The 24547-nt window shown below is 67.0% G+C and carries 21 protein-coding genes; 11 read left to right on the forward strand and 10 right to left on the reverse strand.

The features are described from left to right. Nucleotides 1-14: 14 nt before the first annotated feature. The 3 genes from ACFVVI_RS23770 to ACFVVI_RS23780 all read right to left on the reverse strand — a co-directional run bounded on the left by ACFVVI_RS23770 (nucleotide 15) and on the right by ACFVVI_RS23780 (nucleotide 2743). A complete protein-coding gene (locus ACFVVI_RS23770; RefSeq protein WP_379313645.1) occupies nucleotides 15-968 on the reverse strand; it encodes an alpha/beta hydrolase in 954 nt (317 codons plus the stop codon). 45 nt (nucleotides 969-1013) lie between these two features. Further along, entirely contained in the window at nucleotides 1014-1931 is a 918-nt protein-coding gene (locus tag ACFVVI_RS23775) for an acetoacetate decarboxylase family protein (protein ID WP_387446891.1), read from the reverse strand. Between the two features lie 95 nt (nucleotides 1932-2026). Continuing rightward, complete coding sequence (locus tag ACFVVI_RS23780) at nucleotides 2027-2743, reverse strand: type 1 glutamine amidotransferase domain-containing protein (RefSeq protein ID WP_387446893.1); 717 nt, start codon at nucleotides 2741-2743, stop codon at nucleotides 2027-2029. Nucleotides 2744-2915: 172 nt separating this feature from the next. On the opposite strand from ACFVVI_RS23780, the gene ACFVVI_RS23785 reads away from it, so the two are divergent. Next, the gene (locus ACFVVI_RS23785) at nucleotides 2916-3746 is read left to right on the forward strand and encodes a serine aminopeptidase domain-containing protein (protein WP_387446894.1); all 831 of its coding nucleotides are present in this window, start codon (nucleotides 2916-2918) and stop codon (nucleotides 3744-3746) included. A 145-nt stretch (nucleotides 3747-3891) separates the two neighbouring features. After that, nucleotides 3892-4104, forward strand: a complete 213-nt coding sequence (locus ACFVVI_RS23790; RefSeq protein WP_378989698.1) for a hypothetical protein — start codon at nucleotides 3892-3894, stop codon at nucleotides 4102-4104. On the opposite strand, the gene ACFVVI_RS23795 is transcribed toward ACFVVI_RS23790, so the two are convergent. After that, complete coding sequence (locus ACFVVI_RS23795) at nucleotides 4105-5031, reverse strand: SMP-30/gluconolactonase/LRE family protein (protein ID WP_387446895.1); 927 nt, start codon at nucleotides 5029-5031, stop codon at nucleotides 4105-4107. Between the two features lie 187 nt (nucleotides 5032-5218). Further along, nucleotides 5219-5857 (reverse strand): TetR/AcrR family transcriptional regulator, encoded by a 639-nt coding sequence (locus ACFVVI_RS23800; RefSeq protein WP_387446896.1) that lies wholly within the window; start codon nucleotides 5855-5857, stop codon nucleotides 5219-5221. Nucleotides 5858-5995: 138 nt separating this feature from the next. Between ACFVVI_RS23800 and ACFVVI_RS23805 the strand changes: the two genes are divergently transcribed. Further along, nucleotides 5996-6628, forward strand: coding sequence for an NAD(P)-dependent oxidoreductase (locus ACFVVI_RS23805; RefSeq protein WP_387446897.1), 633 nt, complete (start codon nucleotides 5996-5998; stop codon nucleotides 6626-6628). A gap of 185 nt (nucleotides 6629-6813) precedes the next feature. Here the strand turns inward: ACFVVI_RS23805 and ACFVVI_RS23810 are convergent, their stop codons facing one another. Continuing rightward, nucleotides 6814-9129 (reverse strand): protein kinase, encoded by a 2316-nt coding sequence (locus tag ACFVVI_RS23810; RefSeq protein WP_387446898.1) that lies wholly within the window; start codon nucleotides 9127-9129, stop codon nucleotides 6814-6816. Between the two features lie 213 nt (nucleotides 9130-9342). On the opposite strand from ACFVVI_RS23810, the gene ACFVVI_RS23815 reads away from it, so the two are divergent. The 3 genes from ACFVVI_RS23815 to ACFVVI_RS23825 are packed head-to-tail and all read left to right on the forward strand — an operon-like array spanning nucleotide 9343 to nucleotide 12989. Continuing rightward, nucleotides 9343-10470 carry a polyprenyl synthetase family protein gene (locus tag ACFVVI_RS23815; RefSeq protein WP_387446900.1) on the forward strand — a complete coding sequence of 376 codons (1128 nt, stop codon included), beginning with the start codon at nucleotides 9343-9345 and terminating at the stop codon, nucleotides 10468-10470. Between the two features lie 33 nt (nucleotides 10471-10503). Then, the gene (crtI, locus tag ACFVVI_RS23820; protein ID WP_387446901.1) at nucleotides 10504-12030 is read left to right on the forward strand and encodes a phytoene desaturase family protein; all 1527 of its coding nucleotides are present in this window, start codon (nucleotides 10504-10506) and stop codon (nucleotides 12028-12030) included. Beyond that, nucleotides 12027-12989, forward strand: a complete 963-nt coding sequence (locus tag ACFVVI_RS23825) for a phytoene/squalene synthase family protein (RefSeq protein WP_387446902.1) — start codon at nucleotides 12027-12029, stop codon at nucleotides 12987-12989. Before crtI ends, ACFVVI_RS23825 begins: the two co-directional genes overlap by 4 nt. Before the next feature lie 3 nt (nucleotides 12990-12992). Here the strand turns inward: ACFVVI_RS23825 and ACFVVI_RS23830 are convergent, their stop codons facing one another. Both ACFVVI_RS23830 and ACFVVI_RS23835 read right to left on the reverse strand, forming a co-directional pair. Beyond that, a complete protein-coding gene (locus ACFVVI_RS23830) occupies nucleotides 12993-14480 on the reverse strand; it encodes an SDR family oxidoreductase (RefSeq protein ID WP_387446903.1) in 1488 nt (495 codons plus the stop codon). 107 nt (nucleotides 14481-14587) lie between these two features. Continuing rightward, nucleotides 14588-15871: a class I SAM-dependent methyltransferase gene (locus tag ACFVVI_RS23835; RefSeq protein WP_387446905.1), complete on the reverse strand. Its 1284-nt coding sequence runs from the start codon at nucleotides 15869-15871 to the stop codon at nucleotides 14588-14590. A gap of 149 nt (nucleotides 15872-16020) precedes the next feature. On the opposite strand from ACFVVI_RS23835, the gene ACFVVI_RS23840 reads away from it, so the two are divergent. From ACFVVI_RS23840 to ACFVVI_RS23860, 5 genes are all read left to right on the forward strand, one after another. Then, the gene (locus ACFVVI_RS23840; protein ID WP_387446906.1) at nucleotides 16021-17220 is read left to right on the forward strand and encodes a PucR family transcriptional regulator; all 1200 of its coding nucleotides are present in this window, start codon (nucleotides 16021-16023) and stop codon (nucleotides 17218-17220) included. Nucleotides 17221-17381: 161 nt separating this feature from the next. Beyond that, the gene (gene lpdA / locus ACFVVI_RS23845) at nucleotides 17382-18830 is read left to right on the forward strand and encodes a dihydrolipoyl dehydrogenase (protein ID WP_387446908.1); all 1449 of its coding nucleotides are present in this window, start codon (nucleotides 17382-17384) and stop codon (nucleotides 18828-18830) included. A gap of 10 nt (nucleotides 18831-18840) precedes the next feature. Beyond that, nucleotides 18841-19938: a pyruvate dehydrogenase (acetyl-transferring) E1 component subunit alpha gene (pdhA, locus tag ACFVVI_RS23850; RefSeq protein WP_378989711.1), complete on the forward strand. Its 1098-nt coding sequence runs from the start codon at nucleotides 18841-18843 to the stop codon at nucleotides 19936-19938. 20 nt (nucleotides 19939-19958) lie between these two features. Continuing rightward, a complete protein-coding gene (locus tag ACFVVI_RS23855; protein ID WP_387446909.1) occupies nucleotides 19959-20942 on the forward strand; it encodes an alpha-ketoacid dehydrogenase subunit beta in 984 nt (327 codons plus the stop codon). A gap of 26 nt (nucleotides 20943-20968) precedes the next feature. Then, a complete protein-coding gene (locus ACFVVI_RS23860; RefSeq protein WP_387446910.1) occupies nucleotides 20969-22234 on the forward strand; it encodes a dihydrolipoamide acetyltransferase family protein in 1266 nt (421 codons plus the stop codon). Between the two features lie 274 nt (nucleotides 22235-22508). Here ACFVVI_RS23860 and galE read toward each other — a convergent pair whose 3' ends face one another. Continuing rightward, nucleotides 22509-23486 carry a UDP-glucose 4-epimerase GalE gene (gene galE, locus ACFVVI_RS23865; protein ID WP_387446911.1) on the reverse strand — a complete coding sequence of 326 codons (978 nt, stop codon included), beginning with the start codon at nucleotides 23484-23486 and terminating at the stop codon, nucleotides 22509-22511. Continuing rightward, entirely contained in the window at nucleotides 23483-24547 is a 1065-nt protein-coding gene (locus ACFVVI_RS23870; RefSeq protein ID WP_387446913.1) for a hypothetical protein, read from the reverse strand. Before ACFVVI_RS23870 ends, galE begins: the two co-directional genes overlap by 4 nt.

Genomic DNA, 24547 nt, shown 5'->3' on the forward strand with positions numbered 1-24547 from the left:
CCATGGTTTCGGATTCAGTGCAGTGCCGCGCGCAGGGTGTCCTGCGCCAGCTTGATGGCGGCGTCGGCCGCGTGCGTCGAGCGCATCGAATTGATCATCACGAAGTCGTGGATGATGCCGCCGAAGCGAACCTGGGTGACCGGCACCCCGGCCGCCCTGAGCTTGGCCGCGTAGGCCTCGCCCTCGTCACGCAGGACGTCGGCTTCCCCGGTGATCACCAGCGCGGGTGGCAGACCCGCGAGCTGATCGACCGAAGCGCGCAGCGGTGACGCATAGATCTCGGCACGCTGGGCGTCGTTGTCGGTGTACTGGTCCCAGAACCAGCGCATGCCGTCGCGGGCGAGAAAGTAGTGCTCGGCGAACTGGTGGTAGGACGCGGTGTCGAAATCGGCGTTGGTGACCGGATAGAACAGCACCTGCTGCGAGATCCGCACATCGCCACGGTCCTTGGCCATCAAGGTGAGTACAGCGGCCATATTGCCGCCCACCGAATCGCCCACGGCCGCGAAACGCGTAGCGTCGAGACCCTTGTCAGCACCGTGTGCGAACACCCATTGTGCGGCGGCGTAGTTCTGTTCGATCGCCGTCGGATATTTCGCTTCCGGCGACAGGTCGTACTCCGGGAACACCACGGCGGCATCGGCGCCGACCGCGAGTTCGCGGACCAGCCGATCGTGGGTGTGCGCGTTGCCGAATACCCAGCCCGCACCGTGGATGTAGAAGATCACCGGAAGCGTGCCGGTGGCGCCCGCCGGTTTGACGATGCGGACTTTCACCGAGCCGGTCGGCCCGCCCTCGACGGTGATCCATTCCTCGTCGATGGCGGGCTTGTCGATGTCACCCGATTGGACCTCGTCGACCGCTTTGCGACCCTGCTCCGGTGGCAACTGGAAAAGGAACGGCGGGGTATCGGTGGCTGTGGCGAACTCCGCTGCCTCAGGCTCGAGAACCGGCTTGATTTCGGTCATCACGATCTCCTTCTGGTCGGGTGTTCATTGAGGCGGTGTGGCGTCCTATGCCCTTGTCGGGACCGAAGTCGGAACCGGCATGTGCAAAGCGTTCTGGCCTTCGCTCATCACGTCCAGGCGCAGAGTCTTGATCGGCGCGAGTGATCGAAGATCTCGCGACAGGCGGCCGTGCCCCATCGTCAGCGTGACGTCACGGGGCATCGTCGTGCTGCCGGCCGACAGGACGTTGGTCTGGCTCAGTGTCGAGTGCCAGCCGCCCTTGATCGAGGTGTAGGAGGTGAGCGTCGACACCCGCTCACCGCTGGGATATGCGGTCTGGGCAGGTGTGGCCACCGACAAGGTCAGATCTGTTGCGCCGCTGTCGTCGAGGACCCGGCCGGTGGTCCGGGTGCCATCGACCTCGAAGTCGATCTCGGTGACCCATTTGGGGAAGCCGTAGCCGTCGTGCCCACGGACCTGGGCGATCTCGGTGCTCACCGGCAGCGACAGTACATAGGAATCCAGGCGGTCGCTGTCGAGGCCGGTGAGCAGGTCGGCAAGACCGAGCTTGCCGTGTCTGGCCGGTCGGACCGCGATGCCCACGGCGGCCTCGGTATAGAAGTCGATATCGCAGACGTCGTAACGGAAGAACATGACCGAGACCACGCCGAATCCGGGGAACACTTCCAGCGGCGCCAGCTCAGCGGGCAGCCGGGAACGGATCGCGCGCGAACGGGCCAGCATCGTGAGCCTGGCACTGGACATCCGGTAGTAGAAATTCGGCGTGTAGGTTTCGCCGATCAGTGAGTCGACCTTGGTTTTAGGGAGTTCCCGGAAAAAGTCGACACCGCTGACCCGGGAATCGCGCGCTATCTCGTCCAGATCGGGATTCATGCGATATCTGTCGTAGAGACCGTCTTCCGGCACGGTGACTGTACGACCACCGAGATCTACCTGGACCGTGCTCTGTTGAGTCGTTGACATCGGCGCAGCTCCCTTTGTTTGCTTTTCGAGGCGATCCCGACGCTAACCATCAATGTAAGCACTGTCAACACTAGCGTGGCGTGACCGTCACGCGGTCAGGTCAACGACCATGCGGCGCCGACGTCGGTGATGAGTCGGTCGGCGAGCTCTTCGGAGGATTGCGGGTTCTGTCCGGTGTAGAGGTTTCCGTCGACCACGATGTGTGGCCGTAAGGGGATGAGCGCCTTCGAATAGTCGACGCCCAGTTCTTTGAGCTTGTCCTCGAGCAGCCACGGTGCCTTCCAGGCGAACCGGTTGAGTAGCTCTTCCCGATTGGACAGCCCGGTCATCCGGCGACCGGCGAACGGATTCTTTCCGTCGGGTCCGGTCGCCGCCGTGATCGCCGCGGGAGCGTGGCAGAGCAGGGCCAAGGGCTTGCCAGAGGCCAACCGGGCGGCGAGCAGCGCGCCGGAGGTCTCGTCGTAGGCCAGGTCTTCCATCGGGCCGTGACCGCCCGGGTAGAAGACGACGTCGAAAGAATCGGAGTCGACAGTGTCGAGCGGGACCGGTGTGGCGAGCGCATCCTGAATGCTGTCGAGGTAGTGCTCGATGTCGCGGCGCTTGCCCGGCATTCCGCCGGACATGCCGAGGCTGAGCCGGTCGAGCGTGGGTTTCTTGCCGCCCGGGGTCGCGATGGTGATGTCCCATCCGGCTTCGGTAAAAGCGCGGTGCGGAAAAGCGACCTCTTCGGCCCAGTAGCCGGACGGGTGCACTGTGCCGTCTTTCAATGTCCAGCGATCCGCGGCCGTGATGACCATCAGCACTTTCGTCACAACATGTTCCTCCTGGGTGCGGTCGTACTCTCGACAGAGGGGATGCCAGGCGGCCGGAACGGCAGAAGAGTCCGTAGACCCGCAGCCAATGTTTTCGCTGCTAACATTAGCCCCGGGGTTGCCCGCCGTCAACGACCCGATGGGCGTATCGGACGAACGAAGGAGTGCATCAGTGAGCAGGTCGAGTAGTCGGCATTCGGGTGGTATCGGGCCGAAGGCGATATCGCCGATCGTCTTGATCGCGCCGGCCATGGCCATCGGTTCGCGCTTCTACGCCCCGCTCGTCGCAGCATTCGCCGACCTCGGCTGGAGCGCGCGGGCGCTGCCACGGCGGGGCTTCGAACAGGGCACGCCGCAGGCATCGCGGCACAACAACTGGTCCTACCGGGACGAGATCGACATCATCGCGTACGCGGTGGCCGAGGCCCGCAGGGAAGACCCCGCCCGGCCGGTCGTCGTCCTCGGACACAGCCTCGGCGCCCAACTCGCCGCGGGCCACGAGCTCAACCACCCTGGCGCCGATGGCATGGTGACCGTCGGCGGCAGCCTGCCATACCACCGGCATTTTCCGAATTTCGGCCTGCCCGTGGCGATCATGGCTTCGCTCGTGCCGGTCATCACGGCGGTCTTCGGTTATCTGCCCAAGCCCGCCTTCGGCGCACCTGGAGCACGCACGCAAATGCGCGAGTGGGCCGCCATGGTCCTGACCGGGCGGCCTCCCTTCCCTGCACTGGACACAATCAATACACCGACGCTGGTGATCGCCCTCGAAGACGACGCACTGGCACCGCGACGCGGTATCGAGGCTTTCGCCCGCCGGCTGTTCACCCCGGGCAGGGTCACTCGATGGGACTACCGCACCGCGGACGTACCGGCTGGTGCGTCCAACGACCACATCAAGTGGGTGCGGACACCAGGGCCGGTGGTCGACCGGATCGCCACGTGGTGGCACCAGGTGTCGACGACAGCGAGTCATTCGAGCGTAGCCGGCGTGACGGAGTGATCCGGGGCGCATGAGCATTCGCGAAGGGCGTTGTCCGAGTGGGTAACTCGCACGGCATCAGATGATGCGGTCCGGTGTGATTCTCGGTGCGCGCCCCAGCAATTCGGGGCGTGCGCGCCGCGAGGACACACGGCACGGTGGAGCTATGAACAAGCTCGCGGCGTCGTCCGCACTCGCTCTCTTCCTGCTCGCGTCCGCCGTCGGCGCGGGTTCCGCGCACGCCCAGCAGCCGGTGGCGGACACCGGCTCGTCGAGTCTGGACGTGCTCTGCAGCCCGGTCGGGGGCCTGCTGGTCATGGTGGGCAGCGCCGAGAATCGGTACGGCCCGCTGCTCGGGATGGTCTGTCTCAACCGATGATCAGGGCGGCGTGAGCTCGGTGACCGTTCCGAGGAAACTGGTGACGTACAGGGCGTTCGGATCCCAGCCGGGTCCGGACCCGAACCGTGCCGACGACGACAACGGCAGACCGTCGGCGATCGCGCAGGTCCGGCCGGTGTCCACATCGACCTGCTGAACTGCGCCGGCCACGTTGAGGGTCACGTACGCCTTGCCGTCCGGGCCGACGGTCAGATCGTCGGCCGAGTTCAGTGGCTCGACACCGGGAATCACGGCCTGGCGTGGTGGGCTGTCGGGATCGGCGTAGTCGACGGCGGCGATGACCGATGTGGGGTTGAACGTCGTCGAGACGATGAGCCGATTGCGGTACGGGTCGAACGCGAGGCCGTTGGTGGAGCTCAGTGACGGCGCGTAGGGTGTCGCGATGTTGTCAGAGGTGACCCGAGTCAAGGTGCCCGCGCCGATGTCTCTGCTGACGACGAAGTCGCCGTTCGGCAACTGCGCCAACCCGTTCGGCATCGTCAGACCGGTGGCGACTGTCTGCACGGTGCCGCTGTCGAGGTGCAGGGCCTGAATCGTCCCGTCGGCGCGGTCGGTGAGGGCGGCGGTGACGCTGTTGCCCGTCGTGAAATACGCGGTGTCGCCGGCGGTCAGGATCGACCCGGGACCCTCCACGTCGCTCACCGCGACAGATCGCGAGCCGTCGGCACCGAGGCGTTGCAGGGTGCCGGACGATCCGGTGGCGGATTGCTCTGCCAGCAGCAGATTTCCGCGACCGTCGAACCCCAGGTTCTCGAGTATTCCGTACCCCGCCGCGACGGTGTGCCGAGTCCATTGCGCGCACGAAACCGGTTCGGCGGAAGCGGTCTGCGCGGCGGGAAGGGTGGAGGCTGTCGCGGTGATCGCTATCGCGGCGAGCGCGCGAGACATAATGGGGGAGAGGGGCATGGGGTTCCTCGGGTCCGGGCCGGCAGCTCTGCCGTTGTCGGAGGCGGTGTTGTCGACGAGATCGGGCCAAGCCTAGGGCGGCAGTCGTGGAACTCGCACCGAAACAACGGATCGGCCGCGGACGTCGGCGAAAGCCTCCGTGGGGTGATGAAGTCGGAGCTGTGGTCGGCGGGCCACGTCCGCAGCGTCAGAGGTCGCCCGCTTCGAGGATGGTCAGCAACTGGTCGGCCGCGTGGCGCGCTCGGTGGGTGATCTCTTCGGTGTCGGGCTGCGCTCCGCCGAGTAACACCTGGTCGAAGAGCCTGGCCTTCAGCAGTCCGCCGAACACCGCGGCCGCCTCGTACTTGTCGGCGATTCGCCAGCCCTGCCGCTCACACCACCGGTCCAGATAGGACGCGAAGATCAGGCCGCTACGTCCGAGGACTTCCCGCCGGTAGATGCGCCCGAGTTCGGGAAAACGATCCGCGTCGTGAGCGACCACCCGGTAGAGCGCGAGCTGCTCGTCGGAAAGGGCATGGCGAAGGTACTCCTCGCCCGCACGAACCAAGCCGACCTCGGGCGGATCGGTGTACCAGGCGGGGTCTCGGGTGGTGTCGCTGTCGGGTGCGCACAGTCCCGCGATGACGGCGGTGAAGAGCTCGTCCTTCGTCTCGAAGTGGCGGTAGAGGGTCTTGATCGAGACGCCGGCCTCGTCGGCGATCTTGTTGACTGAGCTCGCGGCGTATCCCTCGTCGAGGAAGGCCGTGCGCGCGGCCGCGACGATCTGGGCACGCTTGCGCGCCATGAGCCCGGCCTTGGGATCGTCTGTCGCCCACGTTCTGACCATGTGTCCGCCTTCCGTCTTGACCGACCTTACGACAGTAGTTACTGTCGTTTAAAACAACAGTAACTACTGTCGTGAGGGTGGGTCGTCCGAGTGGGCGATCGCGATCTCGAACGACCACACAGAGGCGGGGCTCGGAACATGAAACTGGTGGTCTTCGGTTCGACCGGTATGGGCGGCAGCGCTGTTGTCGCGAAAGCGCTCGAACGCGGGCACGACGTGACAGTCCTCGCGCGCTCCGCGACAAGCGCCGACAAAGCGCCCCACGGCGTTCGCGTCGTGCGCGGCGATGCGCTGGATCCGGCGGCGGTCGAGCGCGCGCTGGACGGCACCGACGCCGTGATCCAGTACCTGGGGGTCGGCGGGCTCGGCGACGGCAAACCCAATGACCTCGTCCCCGACGCCACACGCGTGATCATCGAGAAGATGCGCGCGCACGGCGTCGAACGACTCGTGTGCGCGAGCAACATGGGACTACCCGGTTCCGGTGCCTTCCTTTTCCGCCGCGTCCTGGTGCCGCTGTTCGCGCGCCGCCTGCCGCCCATTCTCGATGCCAAAGTGGCGATGGAAGCCCAGCTCGCAGCCAGTGCGCTGGCCTGGACAGCCGTTCGCCTCCCGGCTCTGAAGGCGGTGGCAGACAAGGGAACCGTCAAGGCCGACCCGAGCGGGCGAGCGACGGGCTACTCCATCACCTGCGGCGATGCCGCCGACTTCATGCTCGACATCATCGAGCAGCGCCAACACCTGCGCACAGCAGTCGGCGTCTCCAACTGACAGCTCACAATCCTGGCCGACCTCGAGTCTCGCGGCTGTTCCGTCCCTGGCCGTTGGAGATCCGGGGCCTGGTGCGCCGCTCGATCAGCGGCCCCGATGCGGTCCTCACCCTGGAGGGGAGGGTGAGGCCCGTGTCGGTCGACGCGGCACCCGCGTGCAGGCTTAGGTGCGCGGGCCGCCGGATCTCACACCACCCGCCGATTGCCCACGTACACCCGGCCGTCGAAACAGCGAAGAGGACTGCCGAAGTCGAGTGACCCGAGCGGATTCGAGTGCTCGCCGGCCGGAATCGCGGTCACCGTTCCCTGACCGCCTCGCGGAACGGCCACGACTCGGGTGCCGTCTGTCGCCCAGGGGATCTGCTCGCTCGGCAGGACGCCGCCGTCGGCGGTGTACGCGTCGAACCACGCATAGGCGACGGCGTTTGTCGCATCGGCGAATCGGGATTTTTCCGTCGTATCCCATCGAACGAGAATCTTGCTGCCGATGCCCGCCACGGTCAGGTGGTGACCGTAGCTCGCCTCTTTGGGGACCTCCCTCGACCAGAGGGCGGAACCGGTCGCCGGATCGAACGCGCCGACGACACCGGTCTGCTTGTTCATCAGCACCGGCACAGCTGCCGCGGTAGCGGGCTCCGCGTAGTGCTCGGCGCCGCCGTTGGGCGAGGGGTCGTCGCCCTGAGTGGAATAGACGGCGTTCGGGATGACGCGCCAGTCGGCACCCACGCTCGACCGTTTCGTGCCGTCGAGCGCGTACATGTCCCGGCCGATAGCGAAGCCGCCGGGAAATGCCGCCCAGTCCGGCGCCCAGACGGTCGCGGAATCGGCGTTCTTCGGCGTCATCTGATACACGATCTTGCCGCTCTCGACAGCTCGTAGCTCGAAGCTCGCTGTCGAGAACGGATCACCCGAGACCGGATCCTTCTCCAGCGACAGCACACTCGCTCCGCGCACCAGACCGGCGCGAACGCCGTCGGCCTGCCAGATCACGGTGCCCGCGCTGTTCGCGACGGTCACCGAACCGCTGGAACTGCCCTTGCGTTCGGGCTCGAAGATCGCGAATGTTTCTCCCGCCGCGACGATTTCGGTCGCGGCGCCGAGCCTGCCGGAGACCGCCCCGGCCTCGATGTCGATGATCGTCGTCGCGTACGAGTCCGAGTCGATGTCCGCGGTTCCCGCCGCCGACTCGGCGTGGCGCACCCGGCATCCCGCGTAGCGGCCCGAGGGCGTGAACACGCAGGCGCCGATGCTCCCACGGCCCACATCGACACTACGGAGCACCGTCCCGTTCTCCGCGTCGAGGATGTCCAGAGAGTTCGTCCGCCCGGTTCGGGCGTAGAGCACCACGTCGTCCGAGCCGCCGACCGGGTACTCGGAGCCCGGCACCGCCGGCTGCCGCCACCGCTCGGCGGTGGGCTGGACGGCAAGGTCGGGACTCTGCGCGGTCACCGAGACGCGGGGCATCGCGCGGGCGGCATCGGTCGGCCCCATCTCGTCGGAACCACTCGACCACGCGACGATCGTCGTCACGACCGCGACGACGATCGCGGCTGCGCCCGCCCCCACCCACCTGCCATGTCTCGGTCGAGCGGGTGCGTCGCTGTCGCGGATCACCGTCGCGATGGCGGCCTGTGGCCCGCCGGGAGGAGGCGTCTCAGCGCCCCGCGACCCACTGCCGGACAACCCCAGCGCCGAACCCAGTGCGGTCGCGAAGTCCGACGATGATTCGAAGCGGTCGGCGAGCCGTTTCGCCATCGCCCGTGCGAGCACCCGATCCACCTCGGGACTCAGCTCCGGTCGTGCGGTCCGCACGCTCGGCGGCGCGGCTGTGGCGTGCCGGGTGACCACCACCGCGGGGTTCGCATCCGCGAATGGTGGCACGCCGGTCAGCAGGTGAAAGACGCTGCAAGCCAGTGAGTATTGATCACTTCGCCCGTCCAGTGGCACTCCGGTCAGCTGTTCGGGCGAGGCGTAGTTCAGCGTCCCGATCATGACGCCCGTGCCGGTCAGATCCGAGGTGTCCGCGACTTGTCGCGCTATCCCGAAATCGGTCAGGAGGAGATCGCCGGTCCGGCTCAGCAGGATGTTCGCCGGTTTCACATCCCGATGCACCAGGCCTTGCGCGCTCGCGCGATCCAATGCTCCGGCAACGGATTCCGCGATCCGGACCACCTCGTCGGTAGCGAACGGCCCGATCGTGGACAGCCGCTGGGCCAGGTCCACACCCTCGACCAGTTCCATCGCGATCCACAATCGGCCGTCGCACTCGCCACGGTCATAGACCTTCACGATCGCCGGATGCGACAAACCCGCCGCGAGATCGGCCTCCCGCTCGAACCGGACCCGGTACTGCGGATCCAGGGCGAACTCCGCCGCCAGCACCTTCACCGCGTCGGAACGCGGCAACCGCGGATGCCTGGCCGCGTAGACCTCGCCCATCCCACCGGCACCGAGTAGCCGTTCGATCACATACCCGGCGAAAACCTCTCCTGGACGCAACATCAGTCCCTCCTCCGGCGACGAGGTTACCGACACTTCCCTGCGGAGCCGGAGCAACCCGAGCCGGGGTCCGGCCAAGAATGCGCAGCGCGGTCCAGCGTTGAGAGTCGGTCCATGACGCGTGTTCTCTGGTGCGGCCGCAGTCACAGCGCCGCCGGAACGATCAAACGATGCGCAAACGATGCATTTTTGCTCGATCGGTGTCACAATCGATGGGTGGATGCCGAACGAGTAGCAATCGCGCTTCGACCTTGTGAACCCGCAACCGGTGATGACGGATCCGCGCGGTTCGCCGACTGGCTCGCGCGCACACAGATCTCGGTCCGCGGTCATGTCGACGAGTTCGTCCGCGCGCGTTGCCGGGCAGAACTCGACCCGGCGGGATTTTCGTTCCCGGGCCGGTTGATGATCGATTTCGCGTCGGGCGGCAAGTGCGTACGGTCGGTGTTCGTCTATCTCGGCTGGCTGTGCGGCGGCGCAGGGGAATCCGAAGCCGCCCTGCGTGCGGCCGCCGGCGCGGAGCTCCTGCACGCGTTCGCGCTGGTGCAAGACGACGTGATGGACGAGTCGACGGTCCGGCGCGGACAGCGGTCAGCTCACCTCCGGCTCGCCGCATGGCACCGCGATCAGGGATTGTCGGGCTCGCCGGCCCGATTCGGCGAGTCCGCGGCGATCCTCATGGCCGACCTGTTCCTGGTGTGGGCTGAGCGCATGGTGCGCGAGAGCGGCCTGCCTGCCGCCGCGCTGGATCGGGCATGGCCGCGCTACGACGCGATGCGCAGCGAGCTGGCGGTAGGTCAGCTCGCTGATCTGACCAACGACGCGAACCGGCTCCCGAGCGTGGGCGAGGTGATGGATATCGCGCGGCGCAAGTCCGGCAACTACACAGTGCGGCGCCCACTCGAATTGGGTGCGGCGATGGCCGGCTGCGACGAGACGGTGATGCGCGTTCTCGGCGAATACGGCGACGTGATCGGGGAAGCGTTCCAGCTCCGTGACGACCTTCTCGGCATCTTCGGCGACCCGTCGACTACCGGAAAACCCACCGGAGACGATGTCCGGGAACGCAAGGCGACCACCGTGATCGCGCTGGCCGATCAGCTCGCCGAGCCGTCGGATCGCGCCCGGCTACGAGATCTGTGGCGGGCCGAGTTCATCGACGAGCAGGCCGTAGCGCTCGCCCAGACCGTGATCATCGACAGCGGCGCACGCCGGCGTGCCGAGCAGATGATCGGCGAGCGCGTCGAGCACGCACGCCGGCTCCTCCAGAGCGCCGACCTCGAACCATCGGTGGCCGACGCGCTGCAGCGAATGGCGCTGTTGTGCACGCACCGCTCGCACTGACCGGCGAACCCGCCGCCCCACCGAAAGGAAGCAATGCGCACGATATCGGGAACAACCGATGAGGTGGTCGTCGTCGGGGCCGGCCTGGCCGGACTGGCCGCCGCGTTGCACCTGGCAGGACGCGGACGCAGCGTCACGGTGGTGGAGCGCGATACGGTCCCCGGTGGCCGGGCCGGACGGCGCGACGTCGACGGCTATCTGCTCGACACCGGACCGTCGGTGCTCACCATGCCCGACATCGTCGCCGACACCCTCGCCGCGGTCGGTGACAGTCTCGAGTCCCGGTTGGAGCTGTTGCCCGTCGCCCCGGCCTATCGCGCGCACTTCGCCGACGGCACCGCGCTGGATGTCCACAGCGACGCCTCGGCCATGGAGGAATCGGTCCTGGCGTTCGCCGGACCGACAGAGGTCGAGGGATATCGCCGGCTGCGTTCGTGGTTGAGCGAGCTGTACCAGGTCGAATTCGAACGGTTCATCGCCGCGAATGTCGACTCTCCGCTCGGGCTGCTGACGCCGGCGTTCGCGCGGTTGATCGCGTTGGGCGGATTCCGGCGCCTCGACAAGGCCATCGGATCGTTCCTGACCGATGAGCGGCTGCGCCGCGTCTTCACCTTCCAATCGCTCTACGCGGGCGTTTCGCCACAACGCGCGCTGGCGCTGTACGCGGTGATTTCCTACATGGACACCGTGGGTGGGGTCTCCTTTCCGCGCGGCGGCATGCGCGCACTACCCGACGCCCTGGCCGCCGCCGCTGTCGATGCCGGTGTGACGTTCTGTTACGGCGAGACAGTCAACGACCTGGAGCGGCGTGGATCCCGGATCACCGCGGTGCTCACCGAGCGTGGCCGCCGAATCCCTTGCGACGCTGTCGTTCTGGCGACCGAACTTCCCACCGCCTACGAGCTGCTCGACCGCGTCCCGCGTCGGCCGAGCAGTTGGCGCCCAGCGCCGTCCGCGGTCGTCATGCACGTCGGTGTCCCCGAATCGGTGCCGACCGCCCATCACAACCTCGTCTTCGGCGCCGCGTGGGAGCAGACCTTCGACGAACTGATCGGTGCCGGAAAAGTGATGACCGACCCGTCGTTGCTGGTGACCCGCCCGACCGCGACCGACCCCACCCTGGCCCCACCCGGCCGCGACCTGTTCACTGTTCTCGCCCCGGTGCCCAACCTCTACCGCAGCGGTGACCTCGACTGGGATCGCCGTGCCACCGCCTACGGCGAGGAGCTGGCCGCGATAGTCGAGAACCGGTTGGTTCCGGGCTTCGTCAGCGACGCCCGGGTCGTGCATCTGGACACGCCCGCCGACTGGCAGCGGCAGGGCCTGCTGGCCGGAACCCCGTTCTCGCTCGCGCACACCTTCGCTCAAACCGGTCCCTTCCGCCCCGCGAACCTGCCGCGCGGTGTGAGCAATGCGGTGCTGGCCGGCTGCGGCACCGTACCCGGCGTGGGCGTACCGACGGCACTGTTGTCGGGCCGCCTCGCCGCCGACCGCGTCACCGGCACGGTGTCCGCGTCGCGGGCTTCGACCTCGACCTCGATCGGAGGCGATCGACGATGATTCGCACGGAACTCGACGCGGCCGGTATCCGCGATGCTCGATTGCGCGAGGCGTACCAGCGCTGCCGGGAACTCAACGCGCGCCATGGCCGCACCTTCTTCCTCGCCACCCGGCTGCTCGCGCCCGCACAGCGCCCGGCGATCCACGCTCTCTACGGCTTCGCCCGGTGGGCCGACGACATCGTCGACGAACCGCTGACCGACGATGCAGCGGGCACTCCGGCGCAACGGCTGGACGCGGTGACGAGGGACCTGCACGACAGCCTTTCCGGTGCCCCGGTCGACGACCCGATTTTCGCCGCGCTGGCCGATACCGTCGCCAGATACGAGATCGACCACGTCCTGTTCGACGAATTCCTCGACTCGATGCGCATGGATCTGACTGTCACCGACTACCCCGACCGGGCCGCGCTCGACCGCTATGTGCGCGGTTCGGCCGACGTGATCGGTTTGCAGGTACTGCCGGTGCTCGGCACCGTCGGCGAACGAGCCGATGCTGCCCCCTACGCGGCTGCGCTGGGAAAAGCGTTTCAGCTCACCAACTTCCTGCGCGACATCGCCGAGGATCTCGACCGCGGCCGGGTGTACCTACCGGCCGACGAGCTGGCTGCCCATGATGTGGACCGCACCAGGTTGCAGTGGTGTCGTTCTCGCCGACGCACCGACGCGAAGGTCCGGTCAGCGCTGGCCGAGCAACACGCGATCGCGCGCGACTGGTATCGGTACGCCGACAGTGGAATAGCGCAACTACACCCGGTGTCGCGACCCTGTGTAGCCACCGCGGCGGTGCTGTACTCGGAAATTCTCGACCGCATCGAGGAGAGCGAGTTCGCGGTGTTCACTGCGCGCGCCACCGTGGGCAACGCGCGCCGCACCCGCGTTGCCGGTTCGGCGTTGGCTCGTGCGCTGTGGGCGCGGCGAGGCAGCCGCGCTCGCGCGCTGACGAACGCGGCAGGCTGATCGTCAGCTGGACGGCACCGCGCCGTCGGCGGGGTCGTGTTCGGCGGTGCCGGTGATGTTGCGGACCATGCCGCCGAACACGGCGTTGTGAAACGGCGTGATCGCTTTCCAGTAGAGGTGCCCGGCGAGACCGTGCGGCTGGAAGATGGCCCGCTGCCGATAGCGGGAGCCGCCGGTCGGGTCCGATTCCACACCCAGTTCGAGCCACGCCAGTCCCGGGAGCTGCATCTCGGCGCGCAGCCGCAGGAGATGGGGCCGGTCGATGTATTCGACGCGCCACCAGTCCAAGGCTTCGCCCGAGTGCAGGTGGCGGGGGTTCTTGCGGCCGCGGCGTAACCCGACACCGCCGGTGACACGGTCGATCCAGCCGCGCAGCGACCAGGCGAGAGGGAAGGAGTACCAGCCGTTCTCGCCGCCGATGGCTTCGATCACCGCCCACACGGTTTCGGGGTCGGCGTCGGTGTGCTGCTCACGAAGGTCCTCGTAGAGTGAGCCGCCCGACCACGCGGGGTCGGTGGGCAGCGGATCCGAGGGTGCGCCGAATGTGCTGGCATCGGACCAGCGGGTGGGTACGTCGGCATGGCGAATACGGGTCAGCGCCAGTTCCACGGCTCGCGCGTAGCGGGTGAGACCTTCGGCGGGATCCGGGATGTGGGTGGCGATATCGTGCTCGCCGCACACGACTTCGTGCACGAGCGACTCGATGAGCGGTACGGCCAGCGCTCGTGGCACAGGGGTCACGAGGTTGACCCATTGCGCCGACAGCCACGGCGTGAGCACCGGAACCGGCAGCACCACACGACGAGTGAGCCCGGCTACCACAGCGTATTCACGCATCATGGTCAAGTAGGTCATGACGTCGGGCCCGCCGATATCGAACGAGCGATTGACGTCGGCGGGCAACTCCGCGGCGTGCACCAGGTAGTAGAGGACGTCCCGAACGGCGATGGGCTGGATCCGGTTGTGCACCCATCGCGGGGTGATCATCGCGGGCAGGCGTTCGGACAGGTATCGCAGCATCTCGAAACTGGCCGAACCGGATCCGATGATCACCGCGGCGCGCAGTTCCGCTGTGGGAACGCCGGATTCGCGCAGAATTTCGCCGACCTCGGCGCGGGAGGCGAGATGGCGTGACAGCGTCGCGTGCTCGGGGATGATGCCGCCGAGATAGACGATGCGGCGGACACCGGCCGAGTTCGACGCGGCCGCGACGAGCCGCGCCGCCTCGCGATCGATGTCGGAGAAGTCGTCCCGGGCCAACGAGTGCACCAGGTAGTAGACGACCTCCTGGTCGGCGACGGCGGCGCGCACCTCGTCATCGTCGGTGACATCGCCACGGACGATCTCGACCTGTTCCCGCCAGGGAACCTCGGCCAACTTCTCCGGGGTGCGGGCCACCACCCGGACCTGATGGCCGCCCTGGATCAGCTCTGGCACCAGACGTCCACCGATGTAGCCGGTCGCGCCGAACACCACACACCGCATGCTCATCACCCGTTCCCTGTGCTCGTCATCGGCATTGTTCGATGCATAAATGATTCATCATATCGGGATGGTGATCGTTGTGCGAGCTGTTGCCGTGCGCTGACCCGCGCGGACTATCCCCAGTCGCGTCGTGTCGCGGGCATCTCGGCGTTGCCTGTCGCTTCGGGCACCACGCCGAGGACCTGGTGAATCCCGAGTCCGCCGTCCTCGAAGCCCAGCGCGGACGCAGCCATGTACAGCCGCCAGATTCGGGCTCGCCCATCGCCGACGAGCGAAACCGCCTGTTCCCACTCGTTTTCCAGATTCGCGACCCATTGGCGGAGGGTACGTTCGTAGTGCTCGCGCAGGGCTTCGACGTCACGGACCTCGAATCCGGCGCGTTGCATGGCGAGCACGACCTCGCCCACATCGACGAGTTCGCCGTCCGGGAAGACGTAGCGCCCGATGAAGGAACGATTGCGCATGACGGATCCGCCCGGCGAGGAAATGGCGTGGTTGAGCAGCCGTCCGCGCGGGTGCAGCAGTGCGCGCATAGTGTCGAAGTATTCGGCGGCGCGCCCGGAGCCGACGTGCTCGAACATGCCGATCGAGGAGATGGCGTCGAACTGCTCGCCGCGCAGGTCCCGATAGTCGGAAAGCCTGATCTCGATACTGTCCGACAACCCCGCCTCGGCGACGCGTTTGCGGGCGAGCTCGACCTGAGCGCTGCTGATGGTGACGCCGACGACCTGCGCGCCGTAGGTCGACGCCGCGTGGATCGCCATGGACCCCCAGCCGCAGCCCACGTCGAGCAGGCGCATACCCGACTGCTCGGCCAGGCCCAATTTGCGGCAGATCAGGTCGTGCTTGGCTCGTTGGGCGGCCTCGAGCGAGCCGTCGTCGTCCGGTACGAACCGCGCGCAGGAGTAGGTCATGCTCGGTCCGAGCACCAGCCGGTAGAAGTCGTTGCTGACGTCGTAGTGATGACTGATCGCCGCCGCATCGCGCCGCTTGGTGTGCAGGGGTCCACGCTGCGGGCGGGCTTCCTCCGGCGGCGGTTCCAGGCGGCGACCGAGCGCCCCGAGCTGGCGCGCCGCGCCGATGGCCTGCCATGTCGCCCCGAGACCGAGGCGGGCATCGTTCGGCGCGGTCGACTGGAGTGCTCGCAGCATCGTGAAGATATCGCCGTCGAGATCCACCGCGCCCGAGACGAAAGCACGCGCCAAGCCGAGCTCACCCGGCGCCCAGACCAGGTGACGTAGCGCGTCCTCGGAGCGCACGCGCATCGTGCCGGGGCTCTCCCCGTCGGGATGGATCGTGCTGCCGTCCCAGAACTCGAACCCCACCGCGGGGCGGGGGCCCAGCGTGGCTCGCAGCAGGGGTTGGAACGCGGTAGCGATCGTGGACTGGTTACCCATCCGACCACTATGGCCCGCCTGCCGCTGCCACTGCGGCAACGACGCGGCTGTCTGTGCCAGAGGCGGCGGGACTGCGGAGTCGGTCGGTTCGTGGATGCGGTGATCGGCTCGTTCCGGGCGAGCCGGGGGCGGGCGTAGCGTCTAGCGATATGGCCGCGAGATCCAAGCACACCCTTCCCTCGGTGGGTACGAGGGAGCTGGTGGCCGCGTGCCGAACCGAGATTCCCGCGCTGACCAGGCAGTTGATCGCCGCGATCTTCACCGATATCCCGGAGTGGACCGACTACTCGCCGGTGAGCCGGGAGGACCTGCACCATGCGTGCTGCCGCTATCTGACCAGGGTGCTCGATCTGGTCGCCGGTGACGTGACGGGCCCGGATCGCGACGATGTCGCCGCCGCCATCGGCCGCAATCGGGCCGCGCAGGGCGTGCCCCTGGAGGTCATGTTGCGGACGTTCCGGCTCGGCGGTCAGATCGTGTGGGAGGCGCTGCTCGACAAGGCAGGCGAACTCCCGCCCGGTGAGGTCCGCAAGATCGGTGTGGCGACCTGGTCGGCCATCGACGGCATGTCGTCGTCGCTGGTCACCTCCTATCGCAGTACCGAACTGGAGCAGGTTCGTCGCGACGAGCGGCGACGCCACGGCGTGATCGAGGACCTGCTGGCGGGCAGCGCCCGTGACGCGACTTTCGCCGCGCGGGCGGCGCGCGAGCTGAACTTGCCCGCCCACGGTGGGTATCTGGTGGTCGCGGTGCGCGGTGATCGTCCGCACGTGGAGTTCGGCACCGAGACCGCGTTGGCGGCGATGGGCATTCGGTCGATCTGGCACGACCGCGTCGAGACCATGGTGGGGCTGGTCTCGCTCGAGCAGCGAGACGGTTCCGCTGTGCTGGACCAGGTGGGAAGCCGGATCCGGGGCAGGGCAGCGGCGTCACCGGTGGTGCAGGGATTGGCGCAGATCGAGACGGGCCACGCGCTGGCGATGCTCGGCTTGGAGACCCTGCCCGCGACAGCACGGGGTCTGGTGTCGTTGGAGCAGCGCTACCCCGAAGCGTTGTTGCTGCGCTCTCCCGACCTGACCGCGCTCATGGTCGCGCGCACCCTCGGCCCGGTGCTGGAACTGCCGGCCAAAGAGCGCGAGATCCTGTTGCGCACCCTGGCGATCTGGCTCGAAGAGAACTGCTCGGCGGCGAATGCCGCGCCGCGACTGCACTGCCATCGCAACACCGTGATCAACCGGCTCCAGCGAATCTCCGCCCTGCTGGGTCGGCGACTGGAAGGACAGCGGTCCTACCTGGAACTCTCCCTCGCCTTGGCCGCGCTGGAGATGGGCGTCAACCCACCCGGCTGACCACCCCGCAACCGCGACCGATTGGGCGCAGCGCCCATTTTCGAGCTCCGAATTCTGGGCTGTCGGTTGGTTGTTTGTGCATTTGTGGACCGTGAGACTCGACGGATGATCCAAGCCACGACCGTGGATGGGTTGATCGTTCGAGCTGAGGAGCACCACGAGTGCTGGAATTCGATCTATTGGTGATCGGTGGTGGACCGGGCGGATACGTGGCCGCCATCCGTGCCGCGCAACGCGGCCTGAAGGTCTGCGTGGTGGAGAAGGAGCGCCCCGGCGGCGTGTGCCTGAACTGGGGTTGCATTCCCACCAAGGCGATGCTCCGCTCGGCGGAGGTCTTCCAGACTCTCACCACCGCAGCGGAATTCGGCGTTCTCGCCGACAATGTGCGCTACGACTTCGGCGCGGTGCGCCAGCGCAAGGACTCCATCGTCAAAGAACTGACCGACGGTGTAGCCGGCTTGCTGAAGGCCAACGGTGTCACGGTCATCGAGGGCCATGCCCGATTCGTCGAACCGACTGTCGTGGAGGTCCACGAAGTCGGCGCCTCACCGATCTTCGACGGCGGCCCCCGCTACGCCGCGCCCGCTGGAACGGCGATTCGCCGGGTGAACGCGCGCGACGTGATCGTCGCGACCGGTTCGGTGCCCGCGCGGCTACCGATCCCGGGCGCGGGATTGCCCGGCGTCGTCACCTCCGACGGCGCGTTCGGGCTGACCGAGGTACCGCGACGGTTGGTGGTCATCGGCGGCAGCGCGGTCGGCGCGGAATGGGCCAGTCTGTTCGCCACGTTCGGCAGCCAGGTCACGGTCGTGGAGATGCAGGACCGCCTGGTTCCGTTGGAGGACAAGGAGATCGGCGACGCACTCGGCCGCTCGTTCCGTAAGCGTGGCATCACCGTCCTCACCGGCGCCACCGTCACGGCGATCACCGAGGGCGACGCGCTGCGGGTATCGGTCGGCGGCCCAGCGGCACAGGAACTCGACGCCGATGTCGTCCTCGTCGGCGTCGGGCGACGCCCCAACACCGCCGAACTCGGTCTCGATGTGGCCGGAATCGCCACGGACGCGCGCGGTTTCATCGAGGTCGACGATCGACTGCGGACAAATGTCGAGCACGTGTCCGCCATCGGCGACGTGACCGGCCGGGCCCTGCTCGCCCATGTTGCCTCTCACCAGGGCATCACCGCGGCCGAGGTGATCGCCGGGCACGACACCCACATCGACTACACGGTCATCCCGGCAGCGACGTTCACCCACCCGGAGATCGCGAGCGTCGGTCTCACGGAGGAGGCCGCTCGCGCGGCGGGCCACGAGGTGATCACCGCCAAGTTCCCGTTCGCGGCACTGGGCCGGGCCAAGACCTTCGGCGAGACCGAGGGGTTCATCAAAATCGTGGCGGGGCAAGCGCATCAGGAAGTGCTCGGCGTGCACATCATCGGCCCGTCCGCCAGCGACCTGATCGCCGAGGGCGCGCTGGCGATCTCGCTGGAAGCCACGCTCGACGAGTTGGCCGACACCATCCACGCCCACCCCACACTCGGCGAAATCGGCATGGAGGCGGCCATGGCCGGACTCGGACTGCCGGTACACATCGCGCCACGCAAGCGTTGAGGAGCTCGACATGACCACGACCACCGCGCGGAGCAAGCCCGCCCGCAAGCCGGCCGAAACCGCCGCGCCCGCTTCGGATGTCGACTCCGCAGTCGCGGCCGAGAATCCCGAGACCCTGCGTGGTCTCTACCGCGACATGCTGTTCATCCGGCGCTTCGAGGAGCGCACCGCGCAGAGCTACCAGCAGGCCAAGATCGGCGGCTACTGCCATCTCAACCTCGGCGAGGAAGCCACGGTCGTCGGCCTGGGCGCGGCGATGCGCCCCACCGACTACCTGTTCACCAACTATCGCGAACACGGATACGCGCTGGCCAAGGGCATCGAACCGGGCCGCGTGATGGCCGAGCTCTACGGCCGCTCCACCGGCACCTCCAAAGGGTGGGGCGGCTCGATGCACATGTACGACACCGCGACCCGGCTGCTGGGCGGCTACGCCATCGTGGGCGGACAGGTTCCCCTGGCGATCGGCGCGGCGCTGGCCATCGACTACAACGACGGCGACGACGTCGTGGTGTGCCAGATGGGGGAGGGCACCACCAATATCGGCGCCTTCCACGAGTCGCTCAATATCGCGGCGCTGTGGCGGCTGCCGGTGGTGTTCCTGGTGATCAACAACCAGACCGGCATGGGGACCACGGTCGAGAAGTCCTCGGCCGAACCGGATCTGTGGAAGCGCGCCGCGGCCTATCGCATGCGCGGGGAGCGGGTGGACGGTACCGATGTGCTGGCCGTGCGCGACCTGGCGAGCGAACTCATCGAAGGTGCCCGCCGGGAAGGCAAACCCGCACTGCTCGAAGCGGTGAGCTACCGGCTCAAGGGTCACTCGGTGGTCGACCCGGCCAAATACCGCAGCACCGAAACCGTTGCCACGGTGCGTGAACACGATCCGATCGTGTTGTGGCAGCGGCGTTTGCTCGCCGCCGGTGTGCTTACCGAAGCGTCGCTGGCCGATCTCGACCGCGAGGTGGCCGACGGTGTCGCCGCCGCCGTCGAATTCGCCGACGCGAGCCCGCATCCGGAGCCGTCGAGCCTGTTCGACTACACCTACGCCACCCCGGTGCCGGGCGATTCCCGCCGTCTGCCCGCCGATCCGCTCTTCACCCACTGAGGACTCCCACTGTGCCTGTCATGACCTATCGCGAAGCGCTGCGCGAGACCCTGCGTGAAGAGATGCGACGCGATGACGACGTTTTTCTGATCGGGGAGGAGATCGGCGTCTTCGAAGGCTCCTACAAGATCACCGCCGGTCTGCTCGAGGAGTTCGGCGAGAAGCGAGTACGCGACACCCCCATCGCCGAGGAAGGTTTCGTCGGTGCGGCGATCGGCGCCGCGATGCTCGGATTGCGCCCGGTCGTGGAGATCATGACGATCAACTTCTCGCTGCTGGCGCTGGACCAGATCGTCAACCACGCCGCGAAGATCTACGGCATGTTCGGCGGGCAGACCAATGTGCCCATGGTGATCCGGACTCCCGGTGGCGGCGGCCAGCAACTCGGGGCGACGCATTCGCAGAACATCGAGTTGTACTACGCCTTCGTGCCCGGTCTGAAGGTCGTGGCGCCCAGTACTCCCGCTGATGCGCGGGCGCTGCTCAAGGCCGCGATCGCCGACGACGATCCGGTGTTGTTCCTGGAGAATCTGTCGCTCTACAACACCAAAGGCGAAGTGCCCGAGGATCTTCCGCCTGTCCAGATCGGCAAGGCGGCGGTCACCCGGGAGGGTACCGACATCACGCTGATCGGCTACTCCCGGATGGCCACCGTCGCGACCGAGGTCGCGCAACGTCTTGCCGGCGAGGGGATTTCGGTGGAGGTGATCGACCTGCGCAGCTTGCGTCCGCTCGATCGCGACACCATCGTGGCCTCGGTCCGCAAGACCGGGTGCGCGGTGATCGGCGAGGACGACTGGCTCACCTACGGCATCGGCGCGGAAATCGCGGCCTCCATCTCCGACGGTGCCTTCGACTATCTCGACGCGCCGGTCCGCCGTGTGGCGATGGCCGAGGTTCCGCTGCCGTATGCCAAGCCGCTGGAGAAGCTCGCCTTGCCGTCCGCGGAATCGCTCTATACCGCCGTGACGGAAACCCTGGCCGCTGTCGGCCGGCGGCGCTGAGAACCAGGAACAGGACGGACAAGACCATGCCCGAAATCGTCATGCCCCGGCTCTCCGACACCATGGAGGACGGCGTCGTCTCCGCCTGGCTCAAGCAGGTCGGCGACCAGATCACCCGCGGCGAGATCGTCGCCGAGATCGAAACCGACAAAGCGCTGATGGAACTCGAAGCCTACGACGATGGAGTGCTCGAGAAGATCCTCGCCGAGCCGGGCGTTCGGGTCGCGATCGGTGAGCCGATCGCGATCGTCGGCGACGGCACCACCTCGACGGCGGATTCCGGTGCCGCTGCTGCGGTGACGCCATCCGTTGCCGTGCCATCCGCTGTCAACTCTCCTGCCAGAGACTTTGCACCACAACGTAGTTCGCACAGTGAGCCCGTCTCGGTCTCGCCGAGGGTCGTGGTCAAGTCCTCGCCGCTCGCTCGCAAGATCGCCCGCGAGTTGCAGGTCGATATTGACTCCGTCGTGGGTACCGGCCCTGGTGGGCGGGTCACCAAACGAGACGTGGAGGCGGCCCACAGCGTCGCGGCGCCCGCTGACATCTCGACGCCGTCACCTGAGGCGAGTGCGGTTGCCGTGCAGTCTGTTCCGGCGTCAGGGGAGTTCGAAGAGGTCGCGCTGACCAACATTCAGCGCGTATCGGCAACTCGGCTCACCGAGAGCAAGCAGCAGGCGCCGCACTTCTATCTGACCAGCGCGATCGACGTGACCGAGCTGTTCGCCTTCCGCGCGCGGATCAACGCCACCCTGGACGCGGCGGGCGAGAGCAAGGTCAGCGTGAACGACCTGCTCGTCAAGGCGGTCGCGACTGCACTGCGCAAGGATCCCTCGGTCAACGTGAGTTTCGCGGGCGACAAGCTGTTGCGCCACCAAGGAATCCACATCGGCGTCGCGGTGGCGACCCCGGTCGGACTCCTCGTCCCGGTCATCCGTGACGCCGACCGCAAGAGCGTCTCCGAGATCGCGACCGAGAGCCGCGACAAGGCGACCCGCGCCCGCGATCGCAAGCTCCGCGCCGAGGACATGTCGGGCGGCACCTTCACCATCTCCAACCTCGGCATGTTCGGCATCGAACAATTCACCGCGGTGATCAACTCGCCCGAATCCGCGATTCTCGCCGTGGGAGCGGCGGCCGACGAACTCCGCCTCGACAACGGCGAAGTGGTCGCCCGCAAGATCCTTCGCGTCACCATGTCCGCAGACCACCGGGCCATCGACGGCGCGGTCGCGGCCCAATTCCTGGCAACCCTGAAGGAATTCGTCGAAAATCCGCTACGGATCGTGACGTAACAAGGACACTCGGCCTCTGCGGATGGTGCATCTGAGGAGGCCGACTGTCGGCGCTGGATGAGTCGCACGCGAGCCGTACTGGCACGCCATACTATGTGCCGTTAGTCGATGACGACGGGCCTGACGACCCGGATCCTGACCACTACTGGGTTGTCGATATCTTCGACGCGCCCGTTCCTGACCGGTTTACCGAGACCGGTTCCACATGGGAACTGTAGGTGTTGGCGCCCGGGCTCAACGACCGATGTCGACCGCGGCGCGCCCCGGTGACCAATTACCTAGCGACAGTCTGGTGGAATTTCCAAGCGTCACCGACGATGTCGACGATGTCGGGGTTCGTCGGCGACCATCCGAGCTCACGTTTTGCTGGTTCAGCGGAGGCGTATAGAACCGCAGGATCACCAGGTCGGCGTGGTGCTGTCTCGACTTCGAACTGAGCGGCTGTGACGCGCCGAACGGCGTCGAGGACTTGTTGGTTGGAGAACCCGATTCCATTGCCCAGGTTGTAAATTCGGTGCTCGCCGGAGCCAATGGATTCAAGCGCCAGTAGATGCGCCTGCGCGAGGTCGGTGACGTGGATGTAGTCGCGGATGCAGGTTCCGTCAGGAGTCGGGTAGTCGTCGCCGAAGAGATCGAACTTGTCGCGAAGGCCAGCGGCGGCTTCCAGCGCCAAGGGAATGAGATGGGTTTCAGGAGTGTGGCGTTCGCCGATCATCGAACCGTCAGCGCAGGTATGCGCGCCCGCGACGTTGAAGTAGCGCAGGCTGACGGCACCGAGTTTGCTCGCGCGGGTGATCGAAGCGATAGCTCGGTCGACTGCGAGTTTGGTGTCGCCGTAGGTGTTGACCGGGTTCGTGGGGGCGTTCTCGGTGATCGGAACTGTGTCGGGCTCGCCGTAGACCGCGGCGGTGGAGGAGAACACCAGGCGCGGTATCCCGGCGTCGCGGATGGCGTCGAGGAGGGCGAGCGAGGCTCGGGTGTTGTTGTCCCAGTGCCATTCCGGGTGGTTCATCGATTCGCCGGCGGCGATGAGTCCGGCGAAGTGCAGCACTGCGTCGAATCCGGCGTCGGGGGTGAGGACGGCGGCGATGTCGTGTACGCGTAGTCGGTGGAACCGCGCTTCGGCGGGGATCTGCCGGTCGTCGTTGCGGGAGAGGTCGTCGACGACATCGACTTGGTGCCCGGCGTCGAGGAGGAGCCGGGTCACGGTGGCGCCGATGTAGCCGGCGCCGCCGGTGACGAGGATCTTCATGCAGCGACCTGCACTTTCATGGCGAGGAGGTGGTCGTGGATTTCGCGTCGGTGCTTGGCGAAGTAGGAGGCGGGGCCGGGCTGTTGCTGCGTTCCTGCCCAGCCGGTGACTCGTGACCAGGTTGCGCGCTCCACGGTACCGATCCTGTCCAGACGAGGGTTCGAGACCCACGTGGCGGCGACTTCCCGGGCCAGTTCGCTGACTCGCTTCTGGTGGCGGGCGATGATCTGCCCGCTGCTGGTGGTGGCGTATTTGCTCAGTCGCACCGCGTCTGGTCGTGGGCCGCCGAAGGCGAAGTCGAATCTGCGGAAAGCGTCGTGCACGTAGACCCAGAATCGGGACGGGTCCAACGGAGGCTGCCGTGGATCGGTGCGCCATGCCAGCTCGGTGCGTATCTGTTCGGCGAGGTGTGGGGCCATGCGGGCGAAGTCGTGATGGGCGTAGGCGCCGCGTTCCAGCATTGCCGTCGCGCGAAGCACTTTCATGCACAGTCGGTTCACCAGCAGGTGGAATTGGGTGGAGTCCAGGCCGGTCTGCCACCGGTAGTTGAGTCGATGCCAGTAGTAGGCCTGGATGTAGTACAGCAGGATCTCGTAGGCGTCGCGGTCGTCGAGTCGCACGGGATTGTGCTCTGGCAGGCCGTGCGGGGTCAGTGGGACGCCGAGGTTCTTGAAGTCGTAGCCCAGTGACGTTGTGACGGTGCGGTAGTCGCGCAGCGGCAGCGTCATCAAATCCACGGTGGGGAAGCGCCTTTCAGCGGTCGTGCGCAATTGGGAAATGAGCGCTGTCGGTGTCTCACCAGAGAAGACATACAGCAGGTCGAGGTCGCTGATGAGTTGGCGCTGGTCGTGGTGATAGCGAATCCAGCTCGGTTCGCCGCGGGCCATCGATCCACCCAGGATGAGCCAGTCGGTGTCGGGCACGTGTTCGCCGAGGGCGAGCAGGTCGTCGGCCACGCGGGCTGCGACCGTCGTCAGCTCTGCTGTGTCGGGGAGACGCCTGGTGATCGTGGCGGCCAAGGATGCTGTGGTGCCGATGGGCTGAGGAGCTGTCGTGGTCAT

The organism is Nocardia sp. NPDC058114 (genome assembly GCF_042884695.1).
Taxonomy (GTDB): domain Bacteria; phylum Actinomycetota; class Actinomycetes; order Mycobacteriales; family Mycobacteriaceae; genus Nocardia.

What these genes read in the sequence shown, in the direction of transcription:
- ACFVVI_RS23810 (WP_387446898.1), bottom strand. Translation starts at nt 9,129, where the DNA reads ATGTTGCGTCCAGGAGAGGTTTTCGCCGGGTATGTGATCGAACGGCTA.
- ACFVVI_RS23790 (WP_378989698.1), top strand. Translation starts at nt 3,892, where the DNA reads ATGAACAAGCTCGCGGCGTCGTCCGCACTCGCTCTCTTCCTGCTCGCG.
- ACFVVI_RS23840 (WP_387446906.1), top strand. Translation starts at nt 16,021, where the DNA reads ATGGCCGCGAGATCCAAGCACACCCTTCCCTCGGTGGGTACGAGGGAG.
- pdhA (WP_378989711.1), top strand. Translation starts at nt 18,841, where the DNA reads ATGACCACGACCACCGCGCGGAGCAAGCCCGCCCGCAAGCCGGCCGAA.
- ACFVVI_RS23835 (WP_387446905.1), bottom strand. Translation starts at nt 15,871, where the DNA reads ATGGGTAACCAGTCCACGATCGCTACCGCGTTCCAACCCCTGCTGCGA.
- crtI (WP_387446901.1), top strand. Translation starts at nt 10,504, where the DNA reads ATGCGCACGATATCGGGAACAACCGATGAGGTGGTCGTCGTCGGGGCC.
- ACFVVI_RS23770 (WP_379313645.1), bottom strand. Translation starts at nt 968, where the DNA reads ATGACCGAAATCAAGCCGGTTCTCGAGCCTGAGGCAGCGGAGTTCGCC.
- ACFVVI_RS23775 (WP_387446891.1), bottom strand. Translation starts at nt 1,931, where the DNA reads ATGTCAACGACTCAACAGAGCACGGTCCAGGTAGATCTCGGTGGTCGT.
- ACFVVI_RS23800 (WP_387446896.1), bottom strand. Translation starts at nt 5,857, where the DNA reads ATGGTCAGAACGTGGGCGACAGACGATCCCAAGGCCGGGCTCATGGCG.
- ACFVVI_RS23795 (WP_387446895.1), bottom strand. Translation starts at nt 5,031, where the DNA reads ATGCCCCTCTCCCCCATTATGTCTCGCGCGCTCGCCGCGATAGCGATC.
- ACFVVI_RS23870 (WP_387446913.1), bottom strand. Translation starts at nt 24,547, where the DNA reads ATGACCACGACAGCTCCTCAGCCCATCGGCACCACAGCATCCTTGGCC.
- ACFVVI_RS23830 (WP_387446903.1), bottom strand. Translation starts at nt 14,480, where the DNA reads ATGAGCATGCGGTGTGTGGTGTTCGGCGCGACCGGCTACATCGGTGGA.
- ACFVVI_RS23860 (WP_387446910.1), top strand. Translation starts at nt 20,969, where the DNA reads ATGCCCGAAATCGTCATGCCCCGGCTCTCCGACACCATGGAGGACGGC.
- ACFVVI_RS23855 (WP_387446909.1), top strand. Translation starts at nt 19,959, where the DNA reads ATGACCTATCGCGAAGCGCTGCGCGAGACCCTGCGTGAAGAGATGCGA.
- galE (WP_387446911.1), bottom strand. Translation starts at nt 23,486, where the DNA reads ATGAAGATCCTCGTCACCGGCGGCGCCGGCTACATCGGCGCCACCGTG.
- ACFVVI_RS23825 (WP_387446902.1), top strand. Translation starts at nt 12,027, where the DNA reads ATGATTCGCACGGAACTCGACGCGGCCGGTATCCGCGATGCTCGATTG.
- ACFVVI_RS23805 (WP_387446897.1), top strand. Translation starts at nt 5,996, where the DNA reads ATGAAACTGGTGGTCTTCGGTTCGACCGGTATGGGCGGCAGCGCTGTT.